A 19,909-nucleotide genomic window follows, 5' to 3' on the forward strand; every position below is an offset into this window, starting at 1 on the left:
GCAGGTCTCCGTCAGTAGCGGGGCACGGCAGGGTCGACCTCGACCGACCACGCGTCTATCCCGCCATCAAGATTGATGACGTCTGTGAATCCGGCGCGCTCGAGCAGCCCGGCGGCCATCGCACTGCGCACGCCGTGGTGGCACATCACAACCGTGGGCCGTTCCCGGGACAGCTCATCAAGGCGCTGTGGCAGCAACGCCAGGGGCACCAGGCTCGCTTGCGCAAGACTCGCGGTCCCGTGCTCCCAGGGCTCGCGCACATCGATGAGCTGCGGGGGCGCCTCCCCTGCGAGCCAGTCGGCGAGTTCGCTGGCATTGACCGATCGCACGGTAGTGTCCCCGCGCGCCCTAGAGACGGAACCGCGGCGTGACGCGGGCGCCGCGCAACGGCGGCACGCTGGTGTCGAACAGGCTCTCGCTGGCCCACTGGTCCTCGCCGACCCGGGTAATCAGCAGCGCCTCCATGATCGGCGGCTGGCCGACGATCAGGAATACCCGGCCGCCGATGGTGAGGCTGCGGTGAAAGCCCTGATGGAGCTCCGGCAGCGACCCCGTGACCGCAATCACGTCGTAGCGCCGGCCGTCGTCCCAGCCGGCAGCGGCGTCGCCCACCTCCAGATTGACACCACCGACCCCGGCGGCGGCAAAGTGCTCGCCGGCCAGCTCGCGGAAGTCCTCGTGGATGTCGATGCTGGTGACCTCACCGGCGAGCTGAGCCAGGCACGCGGCGAAATAGCCCGTGCCGGTGCCGATCTCCAGGGCCCGCTCGTCGGGCTGGGGGTCCAGCGCCTGGAGCATCCGCGCCTCGAGCCTCGGCTCCAGCATCACCTCGCCGTGAGGCAGCGGAAGCTGGAGATCCGCATAGGCGAGGTTGCGGTGGGCCGCGGGCACGAAATCCTCGCGCGGCAGCGCTTCGAGCACCGAGAGGATGCGGTCGTTGAGCACCTCCCAGGGGCGGACCTGCTGCTCGACCATGTTGTAGCGCGCGCGCTCGAGATTGACGTCGGTCATTTGCGCATCCTCATCGCCAGTGACCTTGTTGGATTAGGGATCGAGGGACTCCGCCCCGGCAGCATCGTCCCGCCAGCGCGGCGCGTCGTCCGGAACGCCCGCCCGACGCCGCCGGCGCGTCGACAAAGGGTAAGCACTTTACCCCTTTCAGGCAACCGATTAGCGCACTAATAATCCATGTTCGCCCGGGGGTCGAACCGGCACCGGTCGCGCAACTGTTCATACAGACCGCGCACCGCGTCGTCATCCATGGGCGGGTTAACGATACGCAGGGTCACGTACTGGTCCCCCGGCGGCTCTCCGGGCAGCCCCCGCCCTTTCAGGCGCAGGCGCTTGCCCGCCTGGCTCCCGGCCGGTATCCGCATGTCCACCGGACCGCCCAGGGTCGGCACCTTCAGCCGCGCGCCCAGCGCGGTCTCCCAGGGCGCTACCGGCAGATCCAGGTGGATGTCCCGGCCGCGCAGGTGGAACTGGTGGTGCGGCGAGATATGGATCTCCAGATAGAGATCGCCGCGCTCGCCTCCCCCCATGCCCGGCTGCCCCTGGCCGGCGAGACGGATGCGCTGACCGTTGGTCACCCCCGCGGGCACGCGCACGCGAAGGCTGCGCTGGGTGCGCCGCATGCGGCCCTGGGTATCGGGCTCGGCACCCTCGAGCTGCACGGTACGGGCGCCACCGTGGAACGCCTCGTCGAGCGAAACGGTCAACCGCGCGGTCTGATCCTGGCCGCGGACCGAGAATCCGCCGTGCTGCCGGGCGGCGCCGCCGAATATGTCGTCGAACGGGGAACGGCCGCCGCCGAACAGTGACTCGAAGAAGTCGCTGAAGTCGGCGCCGCCACGGCCGCCGCCGGTATGGAACTCCCACTCCGGCGGCGGACGGAAATCCTGGCCCTCGCGCCAGCCGCTGCCCAGCTCGTCATAGGCGCGGCGCTTCTCGGGATCACGCAGCACCTCGTAGGCCTCCGCAACCTCCTTGAAGCGCTGCTCGGCATCGGGCTCGCTGCTGACGTCCGGATGGTACTTGCGGGCAAGCTTGCGGTAGGCACGCTTGATCTCGTCCGCATCGGCATCCCGTCCGACCCCGAGTATCCGGTAGTAGTCCTTGTACTCCATGCCCTGTTCGCCACCTCAGTCGCGTTACCGGTGTGCCCTGGCACGGCACGGCGGCGCGGCGCCCGCGCCGCCGCCTCCCCGACCTCAGCCCTCGACCTGAATGCGCCGTGGCCGGGTCTTCTCCTGCTTGGGAATGCTGACCTCGAGCACGCCCTGGTCACAACGTGCCGTGATGCCGCTGGGATCGGCGGTATCCGGCAGGCTGAAGCGCCGGGAGAAGCTGCCGCTGGCACGTTCGACCCGCTTGTAGCCTTCACCGGCCTCGTTCGTGTGGGACTCCCGGCGACCACTGATGCTGAGCATGCCGCCCTCCATGTGGACCTCGATGTCCTCCGGACGCACCCCGGGCAGGTCCGCATGGATGACGTAACGGTCGGTTTCCTCGCGGATATCCACCGCAGGCGTCCAGTCACTGGTAGCCAGGCTGGAGCTGTCCCCCGTCTCCGCGGACTCGGACAGACGGCCCAGCTCGCGGGAGAGTTCGTTGAGCAGCCCCCAGGGCTCGTAGCGACGAATGGCCATAAACACCTCCTGTCGAATAGACCTGTGGCTCGATGGCGGCACGCCGAGCGCGCCGTTCATCGCTCATGTGTGTCCCGCGCCCGGTAAATTCAAGCCCGATGGTGCTTGAACCGCGGCGGGGGCGCTGGTATAAAGGCCGATCTTTCGGGAACCCTGCGATCAGGCGCGTCGCCGCCCGGGCCTGATCAGAGGTTTCCCGGCTCATCACGGTCACGGATTCTAGGAGGCAGCTCCCATGGCGAAGGTCTGCCAGGTCACGGGCAAGCGCCCGGCCACGGGCAACAACGTCTCGCACTCGAACATCAAGTCCAAGCGGCGCTTCCTGCCCAACCTGCGGTTCCACCGCTTCTGGGTGGAGAGCGAGAAGCGCTTCGTTCGGCTGCGGGTATCTTCCAAGGGCATGCGGATCATCGACAAGAAGGGCATCGATCAGGTGCTCAACGATATCCGTGCGCGTGGCGAACGGGTCTGAGGAGGTCAGACATGCGCGAGAAGGTGAAACTCGTCTCGACCGCCGGCACCGGTCACTTCTACACCACCGACAAGAACAAGCGGAACACCCCCCACAAGATGGAGTTCCGCAAGTACGATCCGGTGGTGCGCAAGCACGTGACCTACCGCGAGACCAAGCTCAAGTAGCAGCGCCGCCACCCCGGCGGCGCCCGCGATGAAACCCGCCCTCCGAGGCGGGTTTTTTCTTGCCCGGGCGCGGACGCGGACGGGTATCATCACGGCATGCCCGAGCTCCCCGAAGTCGAGACCACCCGGCGCGGCCTCGCGCCGCACCTGGCCGATGCCCGCGTCACCGCCGTGACCGTGCGCGAGCGGCGTCTGCGCTGGCCGGTGACCGACGGCATCGAGGCCGCGGTGACCGGCCGGCGGATCGAATCGGTCTCGCGCCGGGGAAAGTACCTGCTGCTGGCCCTGGACGACACCAGCCACCTGCTCTGGCATCTGGGCATGTCCGGCAGCCTGCGGGTGGTCCCGCCGGAGACGCCGGTACAGCGGCACGACCACGTGGACGTCACCCTCGACGACAGCCGTGTACTGCGCTTCAACGACCCCCGCCGCTTCGGCAGCCTCCACCACGTCCTCGGCGCCCCGGAGGCCCATCCGCTGCTCGCCCGCCTCGGGCCCGAGCCGCTCGGGCCGGACTTCCACGGCGACCGGCTGCACGCCCGCGCCCGTGGCCGGCGCGCCCCGGTCAAGGCGTTCATCATGGACAGCGCCACGGTGGTGGGTGTCGGCAACATCTACGCCACCGAGGCCCTGTACCTGGCCGGCATCCATCCCGCCCGCGCCGCGGGCCGGATCTCGCGCAACCGCTACCGCCGGCTTGCGACCGCCATCGCCACGGTGCTCGGCGAGGCGATCACCGCCGGCGGCACCACCCTGCGCGACTTCACCGACGCGGACGGCCGCCCCGGCTACTTCCGCCAGCGCCTGCGCGCCTACGGTCACGGCGGCGCCCCCTGCGGCCGCTGCGGCCACCCCCTGCGCGAGATCACCGTCGCCCAGCGGACCACAACCTACTGCCCCACCTGCCAGCGCTGAGCCGATTTCGGTTTCCCCGTTGACCAAGGTCAATTCCCGGAACGATCGCGGTCGACTCTGAGAGTCAGGGTGCTAGCTTAGAATCAGTCAAGAAAACAGGCATGCTGACTACAAGGAGCACCGCCATGGCTTCAATACCCCTGCGCGCTTTGCCGCTCGCCGTCCTGCTCGTGGCCGGGGGCGCCCACGCCGATTCGCAACTGATGGAGATGGCGAAGGGCAGCTTCGAGCCCATTCCCGAACCGCCGGCGAACGTCGACGGCGTCAAGGTGACCGACGACATGGTCATCCTGGGCAAGAAGCTGTTCTTCGACCCGCGCCTGTCAGGCAGCCAGACGATCAGCTGCAACACCTGCCACAACCTCGGCATGGGCGGTGACGACAACCAGCCGACCTCCCTGGGGCACGGCTGGCAGCGCGGCCCGCGCAACGCCCCGACCGTATTCAACGCCGTCTACAACGTCGCCCAGTTCTGGGACGGCCGCGCCTCCGACCTCAAGGAGCAGGCCAAGGGCCCGATCCAGGCAGGCGTGGAGATGCACAACACGCCCAAGCGCGTGGTCGAGACCATCAAGAGCATGGATCCCTACGTCGAGGACTTCGAGGCCGCCTTCCCGGATCAGTCCGACCCGGTGACCTTCGACAACGTCGCCGCGGCGATCCAGGCCTACGAGGCCACCCTGCTGACCCCGGATGCGCCCTTCGATCGCTACCTGAAGGGCGACGAGGACGCGCTCAGCGACCACCAGAAGGAGGGACTGCAGGCCTTCATGAACAAGGGCTGCGTGGCCTGCCACAACGGCATCAACGTCGGCGGCCAGGGCTACTATCCCTTCGGCCTGGTGGAGAAGCCCGGCGCCGACGTCCTGCCGGAGAATGACAAGGGTCGTTTCTCGGTAACCGGCACGGCGACCGACGAGTACGTCTTCCGGGCACCGTCACTGCGCAACGTCGCGGTGACCGAGCCCTACTTCCACTCCGGCCAGGTCTGGGACCTGACCCAGGCGGTGGCCATCATGGGTGAGGCGCAGCTCGGCCAGGAGCTCAGCGACAAGGAGGTCTCGGCGATCACCGCCTTCCTCGAGAGCCTGACCGGCCCGATGCCGGACGTCTCCTACCCGCAGCTGCCGCCGAACGGAGCGAACACGCCGCGTCCGCTCGAGGCACCGGCCCCGACCCGCAACCCGCAGGGCTGACCCTGCCAGCCGCATGCCCCGCACCCGCGGGGCATGCCCTCAGGCGCTGCCCGCCAGCCAGGCGGGCAGCGCCTCGACCGTTTCCATCACCATGTCCGCCTCTGCGGCCAGTCCCTCCCGGGAGCCGGTGCCGCTGAGCACGCCGATCGCCAGACCGCAGCCCGCCGCCCGCGCCATGCGGATGTCGTGGAGGTTGTCGCCGACCACGGCCACCGCCTCCGGCCCGATACCGGTAGCGGCGCAGAAGCCCCTCACCATACCGGGCTCCGGCTTGCCGCCGTGGCCGCTGTCGTAGCCGGCGACGAACGACAGCACCCCCGGCGTAACAAAGCCGGCGAGCATCGCCCGGGTCGCCCGCTCGCCGTCGCTTGTGGCCACACCGAGATGCAGGCCTAGGGCACGCAACGCGGCGAAAAGTGCCTCCAGCTCCGTGACCGGGGTGGCATGCACGGGCCCAAGGCGGGCGAAGACGCGGTCGAGACGGGCCACCAGCGCGGTCCGCTCGGACGCCTCCAGGCCCAGGGTCTGGGCCCAGGCCCCGGCGATCTCACCGGTATGTCCGGCGGCTAGCAGGCTGCCGGCGGCCACCCGGCCACTTGCCGGGTCGTGGCCGGCCACGCTCAGCAACCGGTCGGCCAGGGCGGCATCGCCGCCGGCGGCCTCCAGGGCGGCGGCCTCGTTCACCGGCCGCCAGGTGCGATGATAGTCGAACAGCGTGCCGTCCTTGTCGAACAGCACGCCGCGTATCCCGGCGCGCACGCCGGCACCGCCGGACATCGTCATTCGCCCCGGCGCACGGCGGCGACGTGGCCGGCGAAGGCGGGGTCCGCCATCAGGGCCTTGCAGCGGGCGAAGCGCTCCGTCGAGTAGGCCCAGAAGTCCTCCGCGGGATTGCCGTTGCCGTGCTGGATGAGCCCCCACAGGGTCCAGAGCAGGTCGCTCGCGGCCTTGTAGAGCACCATCCGGCCCCACTCCGCCGCATTCGGCTCACGCCCGAGGTAGGCACGCATCAGCCGCTCGTCCTGGGTGCGCGACAGACCCGCCTCGACAGAGAAGTCGCCGACGTCCCAGAGGGGGTCATTCATGCCGGAGTACTCCCAGTCGACCACCCACATGCGCTCGCCGTCGTCGAGAAAGTTCTCGCACAACGGGTCGCAGTGGCAGGGCGCCAGGGCCGCGGGCTGCGCGTCCAGGGCCTCGCGCATGGTGCCCGCCTCCGCGAGCACGTCGTGATAGCCCTCCGGGAGCGGGGTATCCAGACCGGAGAGCACCTGCAGGTACTCGTCGATCATGGCGAAGAGCTCGAAGCGGAACCGGAAGGTCTCGCCGGAGTTGTGCATGCGCGCGAGGACCTCGCCGGCCCGGTCGGCGGCGGCGTCCTCGGCCTGGAAATGCTCCGGCGACATGGTGCGACAACCCTCGAGGCTGCGCATGAGCATCAGCCCGTCGGTCTCGTCGAAGTGCAGCACCTCCGCACCGACGCCGGCACGGGACGCCGCACGGGTGTTGTGGGCCTCCACACCGCGGTCGATATAGGCCTCGGTACCCTCCCCGGGGATACGCAGGACCAGCTGCTCGCCGCCGTCGTTGAGCCGGTAGACCAGGTTCGTCATGCCGCCCAGCCGCTCGGCGCCCAGCGCCTCGGCACTGCGGCCGGCCAGCCGCGGGATCCGTGCGATCGCGTTTTCGAGATGGCTGTCCATCGGGTCCTCCTGATTGCGGGGTCCGTGTTCGCTGCGCCGGCTCACCGGGCCGGCTTCTCGGCGAGATAGAAGTCCAGACTGAGCTTGCCCTCGGCGGCGAGGTCCGCCCAGTGGGCCCAGCTGCGGTGGTTGTTCTCCAGCGTTTCGGCGTCCATCTCCCGGGCGAACTCGCTCATGTGCTGCTCCAGGCGCGCGAGCACCTTGGCGCGGTGGAGCGCGGCGTGGCGCTGCCAGTCCCGATGCTCGACGAGGGTGAACCCCGCCGCCTCGATGTGACGCTCGTAGTCCGCCGGCGAGGAGAGGTTGGACATCCCGTAGCGGGCCTCCACGGCGGCGCGCTCCTGCGGCGTGAGCCGCTCGTGCCAGAAGATGTGATCGGAGATCACGGCGCGGCCGCCGGGCTTGAGCACGCGATAGGCCTCACGCAGCACCCGTTCCTTGTCCGGCGAGTGCACCATCGACTCCTGGCACCACCACACGTCGAAGCTCTCGTCCGGGAAGGGGAGCTCGTGGAAGTCCGCGTACTCGAAGCTCACACGGTCGTCGAGGGCGCGGCTCTCGGCCATCTCGCGGCAGCGCGCGAGCTGGGTCTCGGAGATGTTGCTGGCGACCACCGAGACACCATACTCCTCGGCGAGATACCGTGCCGTGGCACCGTAGCCGCAGGCGACCTCCAGCACCCGCTCGCCGGGGCTCAGCCGTGCGGCCTCCGCCATCAGGCGCTTGGCCGCCCAGGTGGCGGTCTCGATACCCTCGTCACCGGTTTCGTACACGCCGTAGTGGATGTTCTCGCCCCACACGGCGGAATACAGGCGGTCGACGCCGCTGTTCTCGTAGTGTTCGGACATGGAATGCGTTCTCCGTTCCTTCAGGGTTGAGGCCGCGGCCCGGACTCAGGCGAGCCCGAGCGCGGCACGGCGCCGGGCCACCCAGGCACCGATGAGCCGGTCGGCGATCATGGCGATGAAGGCGACACACAGCCCGGCGACCAGGCCGGCGCCGATGTCCGCGCGGGTCAGCGCGATGTAAACCTCCTGACCGAGGTCGCGGGTCCCCACCAGGGCGGTAATGACGAGCATGGAGAGCGCCATCATGATGGTCTGGTTGAGGCCGAGCATGATCTCGGGCAGGGCCAGCGGGAGCTGCACCCGCCAGCGGATCTGGCCGCGCGTGCATCCGCACATGCGCGCCGCCTCGATGGTCTCGGCGGGCACGCCACGGATGCCGTGGTCGGTATATCGGACCGCCGGCGCCAGGGCGTATAGGACGATGGCGACCATCGCGGAGAAATCGCCCACCTGGAAGAGCATGACCACCGGGATCAGGTAGACGAAGCTCGGCAGTGTCTGCAGCGTGTCCACTACCGTGGTGGTCACCCGGTGGACGCGATCGCTGGCCGCCGACCATATGCCCAGCGGGATGCCGATCAGCGCGGCAATGGCCACCGATATGCCGCAGAGATAGACGGTGATCATCGCCTTCTCCCAGTTGCCGGTGACAGCGATGAACAGCGCCAGAGCGGTGACGCCCGCGGCGAGCCGCCAGCCGCCCAGGCGGTGGCTGAGCACCGCCAGGGCGGCGACGACACCAGTCCACGGCAACGCCACCAGTGCCCGCTTGAATGGGATGAGCACGTACACCAGCAGCACCGACTTCGCCCCGTTGAGCGGCCCGTAGAGCTCGGTGTTGACCCAGGCGACGAGTCGCCCCCAGTACTCCGCCGTGCTCACGGTGAGGGCGTCCGGCACCCCGGCCAGCGGCGACCAGAACACGCCGGCGATCGTGGGCAGCGCCACCACGGCGGCCAGCAGCAGGGCGAAATGCCGCCGCGGGAGTCGCGGCCGGCTGCGGGTGCCGTCGGTAAGCGCGCGCCCCAGACGCTCGGTGGCGATGGCGATCAGGGTGATGGCGACGCCCGCCTCCAGCCCGTCACCGATCTGCAGCCGGCGCAGGGCACGGAGCACGTCATAGCCGAGGCCGCCGGCGCCGATCATCGAGGCGATGATCACCATGTTGAGGGACAGCATGATCACCTGGTTGACACCGACCATCAGGCCCTGCCGGGCCGCCGGCACCAGCACGCGCCAGGTCAGCTGCCGGCGGGTGCAGCCGCTCATGCGGGCGAACTCCAGGATCTCCTCGGAGACGCCGCGCAGGGCGACGATGGTCACCCGGGCCATCGGCGGCATGGCATAGATCACCGTGGCCACCACGGCGGCCACGGGGCCGAAACCGAAGAGCACCAGCACGGGCACCAGGTAGGCGAATATCGGCACCGTCTGCATGAGATCGAGGACCGGGCGCAGAACACGCTCGAATGCGGGATGGCGGTAGGCGGCCAAGCCCAGCAGCAACCCCAGCACGAGGCCCACCGGCACCGCGACAAGGATGGAGGCGATGGTGGTCATCGCGCTTTGCCACTGCCCGAAGAAGGCCAGATAGGCCACGGTGAAGAACAGCAGCGTCGCCAGACGGCGCCCGCCAATCCGGGCACCGAAGAGCACCAGCGCGGCGGCGACCCCGAGCCAGCTCAACGCCGGCAGCATCACGCCCCCGTCCGCGAAGGGCAGTTCGAAGCCCTTGGCGAGCACGAGGGTGCCGGCCTCCAGCGGCACGGAGAGCAGTGTCGCCAGGCTCCGCACCACCGAGCGGAAGCCGATGCCGCCGATGGCGGCGTCCTGGAGCAGCCACTCCATGGCGTCGCTCACCCAGTCGGACACCGGCAACTCCCAGCTACCGGGATACACGCCGAGCCAGGGCAGCCATCCGGCGAGCCGGTCGGCGACGAAGAGGGCGAGCACCACGGCCGCCACGGTCACCGCCGTGCGCGACAGCCCGCCGCCGGCCCCGGTGCGCTCCGCGACGGCCTCATTCATGGCCGCCCCCCGTGCCGGCGAGCACGGCAATGACCTCGTCGCGGCCGATCGTGCCGACCACACGCCCGCTTCCGGGATCGCGCACGCGCAGCGACGTTCCGGCCGCCAGCACACGGGGCGCCACCGCCTCGATACGCTCGTCGGCGCCGACCTCCGCCGCCCCGGCGGGCGCGGTGTCCTCATGGCGCATGACGGAAGAGACACCGACGACCTTTGCCGTGGGCACGTGGCGGGTGAACTCCGCGACGTAGTCGTCCGCCGGGGAGAGGACCAGGCGCTCCGGCGTGTCCACCTGGACGATCTCGCCGGCCTTCATGATCGCCACCCGGTCGGCGAGCCGGATGGCCTCGTCGAAATCGTGGGTGATGAAGATGACGGTCTTGTGCAGCACGCGCTGCAGGCGAAGCAGCTCGTCCTGCATCTCGCGGCGGATCAGCGGATCGAGGGCGCTGAAGGGCTCGTCGAGGAACCACAGCTCCGGGTCCACGGCGAGCGAGCGCGCGATACCCACGCGCTGCTGCTGACCGCCGGAGAGCGCCGCCGGCCGGCGGGCCTCATAGCCGTCGAGGCCGACGAGCTCGATCATCTCACGGGCCCGGCGCTCGCGCTCGTCACGGCCTATGCCCTGGATCTCCAGCGGGAAGGCGACATTGCCGAGCACGTCCCGGTGAGGCAGCAGCGCGAAGTGCTGGAAGACCATCCCCATCTGGTGACGGCGGATCTCGGTGAGCTCGCGCTCCGGGGCGGCGAGCAGGTCCCGGTCCTCCAGGGTGAGGGCGCCCAGGCTCGGCTCCACCAGGCGCGAGAGACAGCGCACGAGCGTGGACTTGCCGGAGCCGGACAGGCCCATGATCACGAAGACCTCGCCGGTGTGGACGTCGAGGCTGGCGTCACGGACCGCCGCGGTGAGCCCGTGCCGCGCGAGGGTCGCGGCATCCGGGGCACCACCGGAGCGCTCGAGCACACGGTCGGCGTGTTCGCCGAAGACCTTCCACAGGCCCCGGCAGGCGAGCTTGACCGGGGCATCCCCGGCCTCGCGGGTATCGGCATGCATAGGACGATGACCTGGCGTCAGCGGTGATTCGGAGGGACGGGGCGCCCGCCCCGCGGAACAGGGCGGCGCCGCGAGTGCGGCGCCGCCATAACCGGCGTTACTTCGCCGGGATCCAGGACCGCCAGGTGTCCTCGTTCTCGGTCATCCACTCGTCGACCACGCTCTGCAGCGGACGCCCGTCGACATCGATGGCACCGATCATCCGGCCCATCTCGTCGTTCTCGATGTGGAAATTGCGGATCGCGGTGTAAGCGGCAGGCCAGACGTCCTCGCCACCGGCCCAGGCGACCTTCTTGATCCAGCCGCGGGGATTGCCGCAGTCATAGGTGGCGTCCGGATTGATGCCCCAGGACGGGTCGTCGTAGCAGCCGTCCCCGTACTTCGGGAACCGCACCCACTCGCCCTCGAACTGCTGCGGCGCCCAGTGGGGCGTCCAGAGCCAGGCGAGGATCGGGGCCTTGCGCTGGTAGGCGGACTGGATCTCGGCCATCAGCGCAGCCTCGGTGCCGGAATGCACCACCTCGAAGGGCAGGTCCAGGGCCTCGATACGCTCCTCGGCGTGGCCGTCCCAGGTGACCGCGCCCCCGAGGTAGCGCCCCTTGGGCTGCGTGGTAGGCGTGGCGAAGACGTCGGCGCAGTCCTTCAGCGCCTCCCAGTCCGGCAGCCCGGGGCAGCGTTCCTCCATGTACTTCGGATACCACCAGTCCTCGACGGCGCGCATCCCGGTCTCGCCCATGTCGAGGACCTTGCCGCCGGCGACGGCCTCTTCCATCAGGTCCTTCGCGGTGGTTTCCCAGATCTCCATAGCGACGGTGAGGTCACCGGACTTCAGCCCCGTGAACTGGGCCATGTAGTCCGCCTGGACGTAGTCCACCTCATAGCCCATCTCCTCGAGCACGCCGCCCATGATCCGGGTGCTCACGTTCTGGCCGGTCCAGTCGTTGAGCGTCAGCCGGATGGGCTTGTCCGTCTCCGGGAAGTCCGCGGCGGAGGCCGCACCGGCGGCGCCGAGTGCCACGGTCGCACCCATGGCCCACAAAAACCCACAATTTCTAATCCAGTTCCTGAGCTGCATCAGTCATTCCCCTCTTCAGCCGGTCTCCTGCTTCGGCGCTCGGGCACAGCCGTACCAGAGACCGGCCGGTAGCGCGTCCGCATTCACAAATTACCGATTAGTAGCCATTTATTTCGTCAACCGGGCCTTCTTTGGCACCGGTCTCGTCACCCACGCGATCACGGCACAGGGCCGCGAAAGGCGTTCTGTCGCCCCGCCGGCACGGGTTCCGGGGGTCGACAAAGATCAAACTTTTTCCACAAATTACCACATATTCAGTCAGACTCAAGCCCACGTGCGTTACAATCCGCAAGCAAGGGGCGTGGTGGCGTGATCGCTGCCGGCGCCGGGGATGGCTCACAGGGAGGGTTCGATTTGCACAAAGCCGCACGACACAAGGCGATACTGAGTCTCCTCGAGACCCACGGCTCCTGCAGCGTCGCCGAGCTGGTGGACTCGCTGGGGGTCTCCGACGAGACCGTGCGCCGGGACATCAAGACCCTGGCCAACCGGGACCTCATCGAACGGGTCCGCGGCGGCGCCATGCTGCCCGCGTTCGTGCGCGAGCCCGGCTTCCAGCAGCGCATGACCAGCAACGCCCGGGAGAAGCGGGCCATCGCCCGCGAGGCCGCCGCACTGATCGAGAACGGCGACTCCGTGCTGCTGGAGAACGGCAGCACCAGCCTGTACGTCGCGCGGGCGCTGCGCGGCCACCGCGACCTGTTCGTCGTCACCAACGGCCTGGACATCGCGCGCACCCTGCTCGGCAACGGCAACCGCGTGCACATGGCCTGCGGCGAGGTCCGCGCCGACGACGGCGCGGTGCTCGGGGCCAGCGCGATCGAATTCGTGAGCCGCTTTCGCGTGCGCTACGCGGTAATCACCGCAGGCTCCGTACACGTGGACGGCGGTCTGATGAACTACTACTACGACGAGACCGAGTTCTCCCACGCCGCCCTGGGGCAGGCCCTGCACGTCATCGCGGTAACCGACCACACGAAGTTCCGCACCCAGGCACCGGTAAGGCTGTGCGAGTTCGAGCGCATCGGCACCCTGATCACCGACCGCCAGCCCTCGGAGCCGCTGGTGGAGCGGCTCCGCGATGCCGAGGTACGCCTGCTAGTCGCCGGCACGGGATCCGCCGGGGAGTGAACGCCGCAACGCACGATTGCCTCCGGGCTCAGATCGTCGATAATGCGTGCAGGCCTTCGACGGGAGCATTCATTTGGCGCAGGGGCGGCAGCGCTGGCTGCAGAGACAGGCACCGGTCCTGGAATCGATACCGGATGCCGTGGCGATACTGGACCGGCAGGGACGCCGCCTCTACGGTAACGACCTCTACCACACGCTATGCCGCGAGCACGGCGTGCCGGATCTGCGCCCGGCCACGCTGGATGCAACCATGCCGGGCTGGGAGGAAATAGGCACCACGGCGTCCGCCACCGGCCACTGGGAGGGCGCGATAACCGTGCCCGCGGCGCACACCCCCCGCCGGACCCTGCGCTGCCATGTCCGCCCCATGATCGCCCCGGCCGGCGGGGATACGCTGTTCGCGGCGACGATCGCCGACATCACCGAGCTGGCCGAGGCCCACCAGACCTCGGACGGTCATGCACGGCTGATCGCACAGCTGCCCCATCTGCAGGTCCCCGGGGCGGGTGCCGGGGACACGGCGGTACGGGCCTTCCGCGACACCCTGGTCGAGGCCCTTGCCGCGATCGATCTCGGCCGCGCCGAGACCATTCCCGACGGTGACGAAACCGAAGGCGGGTGGTTCTACTGCCCGCTGACCGGGGACCGGCAGGAGGCCCGGCTGGTCTGGCGCGTCGGTGAGCCGCGCCACGGCGGCCGCGCCTTCCAGGCCCGCTTTCACGCGGCACGCGAGCTCTCGCCCGCCGAACGCCGCCTGGCCGTGACCGCCACCCGGGCGCTGACCACGAGCACCGAGCGCGCCGGCCAGCTCGCGCGCCTGCGCCGCACGGCATTCAGCGACGACGTCACCGACCTGCTCAACCGCCGCGGCTTCGAGCACTTCGCCGCGCCGCTGCTCGCCGGCGGCCAGCCGGCGTCGCTGCTGCTCATCGACATGGACCGTTTCAACCGCGTGATCGGCACTCTCGGCCACGACGCCGCCGACGCCTACCTCCACGCCATGGGCGAGCGGCTGGTCGGCGCCGCCGGCCCGGGACGCCTGGTCGCGCGCATGGGCGGCGACGAGTTCGCCATCCTTGTGCCCGGCGGCATGGGACTCGCCCGCGGCGTCGCCGAGGCCATTCACGAGCGCCTGGAGACGCCGATGACCATCGCCGCCCGGCCGGTGCGCGCGCGGGTGCACATCGGTATCGCCTCCGCCCCGAGGCACGGGAGCAGCCTCGCGGAGCTCCGCCGCTGCGCCGATCGCGCCATGTTCACCGCCAAGCGCACCGGGCGGAGCACGAACCTGTTCCGGCCGGAACGCGAGCTCACCGACCGAACCGCCCTGTGGGTGGAAGGGCGACTGGAGGCGGCCATCTCCGAGGAACTCCTCACCCTCGCCGTGCAGCCGATCATGCGGCTCGACAGCGGCGAGGTGACGGAGGTCGAGCTACTGCTGCGCTGGGACGACCCGATGCTCGGCACGGTCGCACCGGCCACGTTCGTGCCCGTCGCCGAGCACGCCGGCCTGAGCGAACGCCTGGATCGCTATGTCGTCGCCAAGGGCCTGCGCGAGACGCGCCACCTGGACTGCGCCGTGGCCATCAACCTCGCCGCCCCCACGCTCTACGACCCCGCCTTCGCGGACTTCGTGTTCACCCACCTCGAGCACGCCGGACGCACACCGGACACGATGGTCTTCGAGATCACCGAGCGCCTCGTCGCCGACGCGGACCGCGCCCGCCCCACCCTGCAGCGGCTCACCGACGCGGGCGTGCGCATCGCCATCGACGACTTCGGCGCCGGCTACTCGTCCCTCGGGGTGCTCCCCGACCTGCCGCTCAGCCGCCTCAAGGTGGACAAGTCCTTCCTCATCGGCAGCCGCGGCAACCCGCGCCACCGCGAGGTGATCATCGGCACCCTGCGGCTCGCCTCGGCACTCGGGCTGGAGGCACTGGTCGAGGGCGTGGAGCGCGCCGAGGACATGGAGTGGCTGCGCGGCGTGGGCTGCGACTTCGCCCAGGGCTTCCTGTTCGGCACCCCCATCGCCCTGTCGGACTGGCCCGGCACCGACGACGACCCCCGCCCCGCCTGAACCGCCGCCTGCGCGGACTGGTATCCTGCCCGCACCGACGCAGGGCAGCCGGAGCACGACTCGCACACCGGAGGCACCATGGGCCGCTACCGACCGCCACGTCCACGCTCGTCACCCTACATCACGCCCGAGGGCTGGGACCGCCTCAACGCCGAGCTCGACTGGCTCTGGCGCGAACGCCGCCCCGAGGTCACCCAGGCGGTATCGGAGGCCGCCGCGATGGGCGACCGCTCCGAGAACGCGGAGTACATCTACGGCAAGAAACAGCTCCGCGAGATCGACCGCCGGATCCGCTATCTCAGCAAGCGGCTCGACGCGCTGACCGTCGTGCGTGAGCGCCCGGCGGACCGGGACCGCGTGTTCTTCGGCGTCTGGCTGGAGGTGGAGGACGAGGCCGGCGACCCCGCCTGCTTCCGCATCGTCGGCGCCGACGAGATCGACCCCGCCCACGGCTGGATCAGCGTGGACTCGCCATTCGCCCGCGCGGCCCTGGGCAAGGCCGTGGACGAGGAGTTCGTCGTGCCCACGCCCCACGGCGAGACGGTCTACATCGTCACCGCCGTGCACCACGAACCACCGGCCTGAGACCCCCGCACGCCCCCCGGTCCCTGCACGGAAGCAGCCTCCGGCGGCCCGGCCGGGAGTGCCGCGTGAGGGCGGGAACCGCCTCCCGGAAGCAACGACAGGCCCGGGCCGTGACAGGGTCACCGCGCCCGCGGGACGGCACTCCACCGGCCACTGAGGGCCGGCCGCCGCCACCCCGAACTAACAAACAGTCTTGACTGTTTTTATCTTTCTCCTACGCTCAATTTTGGGGTTTGCGTAACCGCAACTGGCTCCAAGAACAACGCCACCACGCTGGAGGAAGACCATGAGAGCACCCCTTATCGCCCTGTCACTGGGGCTTGCGACCGCCCTGACCGCCACCGCCGCGGTCGGACAGACCGAGTTCACGGCCAATTCCTTCTATTCCGCCGGCAGCCCGCTGTCGAAGTACGGCTTCATCGAATGGTCCAAGCTGGTCAAGGAGATGTCGGGGGGCGACCTCCAGCCCGACCCGATGATCGGCACCGCACTCCTCGAGCCCCGGGCATCACTCGAGGGCGTCCAGAAGAACATCGCCCAGGTGGCGACCATGCCTGCGATGTACACGCCCTCGGAAATGCCGGTCGCGAACTCCGTACAGCAGCTCGGCTTCACCTACTCCGATCCGCTCGCCACGATCTTCGCGGTGACCGACTTCTCCGTGCACAACCAGACGCAGCTCCAGGAGTGGAAGGACCTCGGCATCGTCTATCTCGGCGGCTACGCCACGCCGCCCTACATCCTCATGTGCCGCATGCCGGTGCACACCCTCGACCAGATCAAGGGCAAACGGATCCGCACCGCCGGCTCCGCAGTCTCGCAGTGGGTCGAATCGGTGGGCGGCATCCCGGTGAATGTCCCCTCCAGCGAGATGTACACCGGGCTCGATCGCGGCACGCTCGATTGCGCGAGCAACGCCGGCAACGATCTGGTGGACCGTTCGCTGTGGGAGGTCGCCAAGCACGTCACCCCGCTGTCGACCGGCCTCTACTACGCCGGGCCTCACTGGGGCTATAACGCGGACTTCTGGGCCAGCCTCACGCCCGAGCAGCGCCACACCCTGATGAAGGCGACGGCCTACAACATGGCGGACATGACCATCCACTACATGGCCAACGTCGACAGTGCCGAGAAAACGGCCAGGGAGAAGGGCGTCGAGTTCCACGAGGCGTCCGAGGGACTCCAGGGCTCTGCCGACGAGTTCAGCAAGAAGGTGGTCGAAATGGCCTACGACCAGGCCGAAACGACCTTCAAGCTGAGCAACCCGAAGGAAGTCATCGACGATTTCCGGGCCACCCACGAGAAGTGGAAGAAGCTGCTCAAGGACGTCGACCGGGACGATCCGGAGGCGCTGGCGAAGCTGGCCATGAAAGAGATCTACGGCGATCTTGATCCCGAGGCCTACGGCGTCTATTAGTCCGCGCCGATCGTAGACCGCCGGTCCCGGTGCCGCAGGCCCGGGGCCGGCGCAGCCACATGGAAGGCAGGCAGGTCATGAACGAAACCACCAGCACCAAGCCGCGCCGCCGGACCCAGGCCGAACGCTCGGCCGCCACGCGCACGCGCATTCTCGATGTCACGCTCGACTGCCTCATGGACATAGGTCTGCGGGACACCTCAACGGTCGAGATCGCACGCCGCGCCGGTGTTTCCCGGGGGGCGCTGCTGCACCACTACCCGTCCAAGGTGCTGCTGCTCCAGGAGGCGTTCAGGCATCTTCTGGACCGGGAGATTGCCGAGATCCAGCTGATGGCCTCCGATCTGGCCGAGGCCGAGATCACGCTGGAGGATTTCCTCGATACGCTCTGGGGCCATTTCTCCGGGCGGCTGTTCATGATCACCATCGAGTACCTCGCCGCGGCGCGGACCGACGAGGCCATACGTGAAACCATGACCGCCGTCGCGCTGGAGTTTAACGACTCCCTCGACGTCATCTGGGACAGCCTCCCGCTCAAGCAGGGGGTCTCGCTCGAGGAGCGCCGCCTGGCGCTCAATGCCACGCTTTGTTTCCTGAGGGGGATGGGCACGCAGACCGTATGGCGTGACGACCCTGCATTGCACCGGCAGATGCTCGAGTTCTGGAAACGCACGCTCGCAGCGATCGACATCATGAACGACTCGACGAGTGCCGGCGATCCCGCTCCTCCTCACCAGGAAAAGGACCCACGCGGATGATTGAAACACTCGACAGGATCACCGCCCGGATAGATCGCGTTCTTCTCGTTATCGGCTGTCTATTCCTCGCGGTGATGATGATCCAGATCACCGTGGATGTGCTGCTACGGGCGATTTTCAACGCCTCCGTCCCGGTCACGCTCGAGACGGTTTCCTACTACTACATGATCTTCGCGGTATTCCTGCCGCTGTCCTACGTCGAGCGGCGGAACGCCCATATCAAGGTGGACCTGTTCACCCAGCTCATGCCCGAACGGGTGCAGTTCGCGCTCCACGTCCTCGCCTGCCTGATCGGGGTGGGATTCTTCGGCGCACTCGCCTATCAGAGCTTCCTCGACGCGGTGGACGCAACGATAAAACAGCAGACGGTTATGTCCAATTTCATCTTCTATATCTGGCCGAGCCGGTGGGCGCTGCCGATCGGGTTCGCGGCGACGTGTCTCGCGATCATCAACAACATGGCTGCGGCCGTGATTCAGCGCCGGGCGCTCTGAGCTAGGGGGACATCGATGAGCCATCTTGCAATCGGCCTTATCGGGGTAGCCGTAGCGCTATCGATGATCGCGCTGCGGGTCCCCATCGCGGTAGCGCTCGGCTCGGTCTCGATCGTCGGCGTGGGCATGATGACGAACGCCCAGGTCGCCTGGGGACTGATCTCCGTCACACCGTTCGATTTCGTCGGCCAGTGGGCACTCACCGCGGCACCCATGTTCCTGCTCATGGGCTACATATGCACCACGACCGACCTGACGAGCGGGCTTTTCGACGCCATGCGGGTCTTCCTGTCCCGGGTGCCGGGCGGCCTGGCCCTCGCCAGTGTCGCGGGCTGTGCGCTTTTCGCTGCGGCGTCGGGTTCCAGCACGGCCACCGCTGCGGCGATGTCCCGCATCTCGGTGCCGGAGATGCTCAAGCACAACTACGACAAGGGGCTCGCCGCCGGCACGATCGCCGCCTCCGGCACACTCGGGTCGCTAATCCCGCCGTCCGTGCTGCTGATCCTCTATGGCGTATTCGCGCAGGTCTCGGTCGGCCAGCTCTTCATGGCGGGTTTCATTCCCGGCGTGCTCTCCGCGCTGCTGTACATGGCCATGATCAGCGGGCGGGTGATCGCCAGGCCCCAGCTCGCCGGCGCCGTCAATGAACGCCCGGACGCAAGCGAATGGAAGGCCGCGATAAGGCACATATGGCCCCTGCCGGTGCTCATCATCGCGATCCTCGGGGGCATCTTCTTCGGCATCTTCTCCCCCACCGAGGCCGGGGCGATAGGGGCCGCCGTGTCACTGCTGCTCGCAGCGGTACGCGGGACGCTGACCTGGCCGGCGGTGAAGGACGCCTTCGTGAGTACCGCCGTCAGTACGATCAGCATCTTCATCATCCTGATAGGCTCGGCCTTCTTCACCCGCTTTCTCGCACTGAGCGGTGTCCCGGACGCGTTCGCCAACACCATCCTCGACGTCAGCACGAACCCGCTGTGGATCATCTTCTCCGTCGCTGTGCTCTACCTGGTGCTCGGCATGCTGCTCGACCCGATCGGGCTGTTGCTGCTCACGCTGCCGCTGGTGCTGCCCCTGGTCGACGGCGCCGGTCTCAACCTCATCTGGTTCGGCATCCTGGTGGTCAAGCTGCTCGAGATCGGCCTGGTGACCCCACCGGTCGGCTTGAACGTCTACATGGTCAAGGGCTCGCTGGGCGACATCGTCACGCTCCCGCAGGTCTTCAAGGGCATCACCTGGTTCATCGTCATGGACATCGTCACGATCGTGCTGCTGGTGGCCTTTCCCATGCTCGCGCTGTTCCTGCCGCAACTCATGATTCGCTAGAAGCCACATCAACAG

General features: G+C 68.6%; 21 protein-coding genes. 11 read left to right on the forward strand and 10 right to left on the reverse strand.

Annotation, left to right across the window (positions count from 1 at the left end; all coding sequences use genetic code 11):
* Positions 1-11: 11 nt before the first annotated feature.
* The 4 genes from ACEZHJ_RS16970 to ACEZHJ_RS16985 all read right to left on the reverse strand — a co-directional run bounded on the left by ACEZHJ_RS16970 (position 12) and on the right by ACEZHJ_RS16985 (position 2,648).
* Positions 12-329 carry a rhodanese-like domain-containing protein gene (locus ACEZHJ_RS16970; RefSeq protein ID WP_018716614.1) on the reverse strand — a complete coding sequence of 106 codons (318 nt, stop codon included), beginning with the start codon at positions 327-329 and terminating at the stop codon, positions 12-14.
* Between the two features lie 19 nt (positions 330-348).
* Positions 349-1,011, reverse strand: a complete 663-nt coding sequence (locus ACEZHJ_RS16975) for a protein-L-isoaspartate O-methyltransferase (protein WP_018716615.1) — start codon at positions 1,009-1,011, stop codon at positions 349-351.
* 167 nt (positions 1,012-1,178) lie between these two features.
* Complete coding sequence (locus ACEZHJ_RS16980) at positions 1,179-2,126, reverse strand: DnaJ C-terminal domain-containing protein (RefSeq protein WP_163139470.1); 948 nt, start codon at positions 2,124-2,126, stop codon at positions 1,179-1,181.
* A gap of 84 nt (positions 2,127-2,210) precedes the next feature.
* Positions 2,211-2,648, reverse strand: a complete 438-nt coding sequence (locus ACEZHJ_RS16985) for an Hsp20/alpha crystallin family protein (RefSeq protein WP_018716617.1) — start codon at positions 2,646-2,648, stop codon at positions 2,211-2,213.
* A gap of 235 nt (positions 2,649-2,883) precedes the next feature.
* Here ACEZHJ_RS16985 and rpmB point away from each other — a divergent pair, with 235 nt between their 5' ends.
* From rpmB to ACEZHJ_RS17005, 4 genes are all read left to right on the forward strand, one after another.
* Entirely contained in the window at positions 2,884-3,120 is a 237-nt protein-coding gene (gene rpmB, locus ACEZHJ_RS16990) for a 50S ribosomal protein L28 (RefSeq protein WP_018716618.1), read from the forward strand.
* 11 nt (positions 3,121-3,131) lie between these two features.
* Positions 3,132-3,287: a 50S ribosomal protein L33 gene (gene rpmG, locus ACEZHJ_RS16995; RefSeq protein ID WP_018716619.1), complete on the forward strand. Its 156-nt coding sequence runs from the start codon at positions 3,132-3,134 to the stop codon at positions 3,285-3,287.
* A 96-nt stretch (positions 3,288-3,383) separates the two neighbouring features.
* A complete protein-coding gene (gene mutM, locus ACEZHJ_RS17000) occupies positions 3,384-4,202 on the forward strand; it encodes a bifunctional DNA-formamidopyrimidine glycosylase/DNA-(apurinic or apyrimidinic site) lyase (protein ID WP_163139468.1) in 819 nt (272 codons plus the stop codon).
* 125 nt (positions 4,203-4,327) lie between these two features.
* Complete coding sequence (locus ACEZHJ_RS17005; RefSeq protein ID WP_026320864.1) at positions 4,328-5,398, forward strand: cytochrome-c peroxidase; 1,071 nt, start codon at positions 4,328-4,330, stop codon at positions 5,396-5,398.
* Positions 5,399-5,437: 39 nt separating this feature from the next.
* On the opposite strand, the gene ACEZHJ_RS17010 is transcribed toward ACEZHJ_RS17005, so the two are convergent.
* From ACEZHJ_RS17010 to ACEZHJ_RS17035, 6 genes are all read right to left on the reverse strand, one after another.
* Positions 5,438-6,175: an HAD family hydrolase gene (locus ACEZHJ_RS17010; protein WP_375036730.1), complete on the reverse strand. Its 738-nt coding sequence runs from the start codon at positions 6,173-6,175 to the stop codon at positions 5,438-5,440.
* 2 nt (positions 6,176-6,177) lie between these two features.
* Positions 6,178-7,101, reverse strand: coding sequence for a choline/ethanolamine kinase family protein (locus tag ACEZHJ_RS17015; protein WP_375036731.1), 924 nt, complete (start codon positions 7,099-7,101; stop codon positions 6,178-6,180).
* A 41-nt stretch (positions 7,102-7,142) separates the two neighbouring features.
* Positions 7,143-7,973 carry a methyltransferase domain-containing protein gene (locus ACEZHJ_RS17020; protein ID WP_256379707.1) on the reverse strand — a complete coding sequence of 277 codons (831 nt, stop codon included), beginning with the start codon at positions 7,971-7,973 and terminating at the stop codon, positions 7,143-7,145.
* A gap of 21 nt (positions 7,974-7,994) precedes the next feature.
* The gene (locus ACEZHJ_RS17025) at positions 7,995-9,977 is read right to left on the reverse strand and encodes a proline/glycine betaine ABC transporter permease (RefSeq protein WP_259200071.1); all 1,983 of its coding nucleotides are present in this window, start codon (positions 9,975-9,977) and stop codon (positions 7,995-7,997) included.
* On the reverse strand, positions 9,970-11,031 hold the full coding sequence (locus tag ACEZHJ_RS17030; protein ID WP_163139463.1) for a glycine betaine/L-proline ABC transporter ATP-binding protein: 1,062 nt from the start codon (positions 11,029-11,031) through the stop codon (positions 9,970-9,972). The genes ACEZHJ_RS17025 and ACEZHJ_RS17030 overlap by 8 nt, the downstream gene beginning before the upstream one ends.
* A gap of 97 nt (positions 11,032-11,128) precedes the next feature.
* Positions 11,129-12,061, reverse strand: coding sequence for an ABC transporter substrate-binding protein (locus ACEZHJ_RS17035; protein WP_163139461.1), 933 nt, complete (start codon positions 12,059-12,061; stop codon positions 11,129-11,131).
* Between the two features lie 399 nt (positions 12,062-12,460).
* Here ACEZHJ_RS17035 and ACEZHJ_RS17040 point away from each other — a divergent pair, with 399 nt between their 5' ends.
* The 7 genes from ACEZHJ_RS17040 to ACEZHJ_RS17070 all read left to right on the forward strand — a co-directional run bounded on the left by ACEZHJ_RS17040 (position 12,461) and on the right by ACEZHJ_RS17070 (position 19,894).
* Positions 12,461-13,237 (forward strand): DeoR/GlpR family DNA-binding transcription regulator, encoded by a 777-nt coding sequence (locus ACEZHJ_RS17040; protein WP_163139459.1) that lies wholly within the window; start codon positions 12,461-12,463, stop codon positions 13,235-13,237.
* 73 nt (positions 13,238-13,310) lie between these two features.
* Positions 13,311-15,314: a bifunctional diguanylate cyclase/phosphodiesterase gene (locus ACEZHJ_RS17045; protein WP_163139457.1), complete on the forward strand. Its 2,004-nt coding sequence runs from the start codon at positions 13,311-13,313 to the stop codon at positions 15,312-15,314.
* Between the two features lie 78 nt (positions 15,315-15,392).
* Positions 15,393-15,899, forward strand: a complete 507-nt coding sequence (greB, locus tag ACEZHJ_RS17050) for a transcription elongation factor GreB (protein WP_018716630.1) — start codon at positions 15,393-15,395, stop codon at positions 15,897-15,899.
* Between the two features lie 286 nt (positions 15,900-16,185).
* A complete protein-coding gene (locus ACEZHJ_RS17055; RefSeq protein ID WP_018716631.1) occupies positions 16,186-17,316 on the forward strand; it encodes a C4-dicarboxylate TRAP transporter substrate-binding protein in 1,131 nt (376 codons plus the stop codon).
* 77 nt (positions 17,317-17,393) lie between these two features.
* Positions 17,394-18,074: a TetR/AcrR family transcriptional regulator gene (locus ACEZHJ_RS17060; protein WP_018716632.1), complete on the forward strand. Its 681-nt coding sequence runs from the start codon at positions 17,394-17,396 to the stop codon at positions 18,072-18,074.
* Positions 18,071-18,568: a TRAP transporter small permease gene (locus ACEZHJ_RS17065; RefSeq protein WP_018716633.1), complete on the forward strand. Its 498-nt coding sequence runs from the start codon at positions 18,071-18,073 to the stop codon at positions 18,566-18,568. The genes ACEZHJ_RS17060 and ACEZHJ_RS17065 overlap by 4 nt, the downstream gene beginning before the upstream one ends.
* A gap of 15 nt (positions 18,569-18,583) precedes the next feature.
* Positions 18,584-19,894 carry a TRAP transporter large permease gene (locus ACEZHJ_RS17070; RefSeq protein WP_026320866.1) on the forward strand — a complete coding sequence of 437 codons (1,311 nt, stop codon included), beginning with the start codon at positions 18,584-18,586 and terminating at the stop codon, positions 19,892-19,894.
* Positions 19,895-19,909: the final 15 nt, after the last annotated feature.

This window comes from Arhodomonas sp. KWT2 (assembly GCF_041949875.1).
Classification (GTDB): Bacteria; Pseudomonadota; Gammaproteobacteria; order Nitrococcales; family Nitrococcaceae; genus Arhodomonas; species Arhodomonas aquaeolei.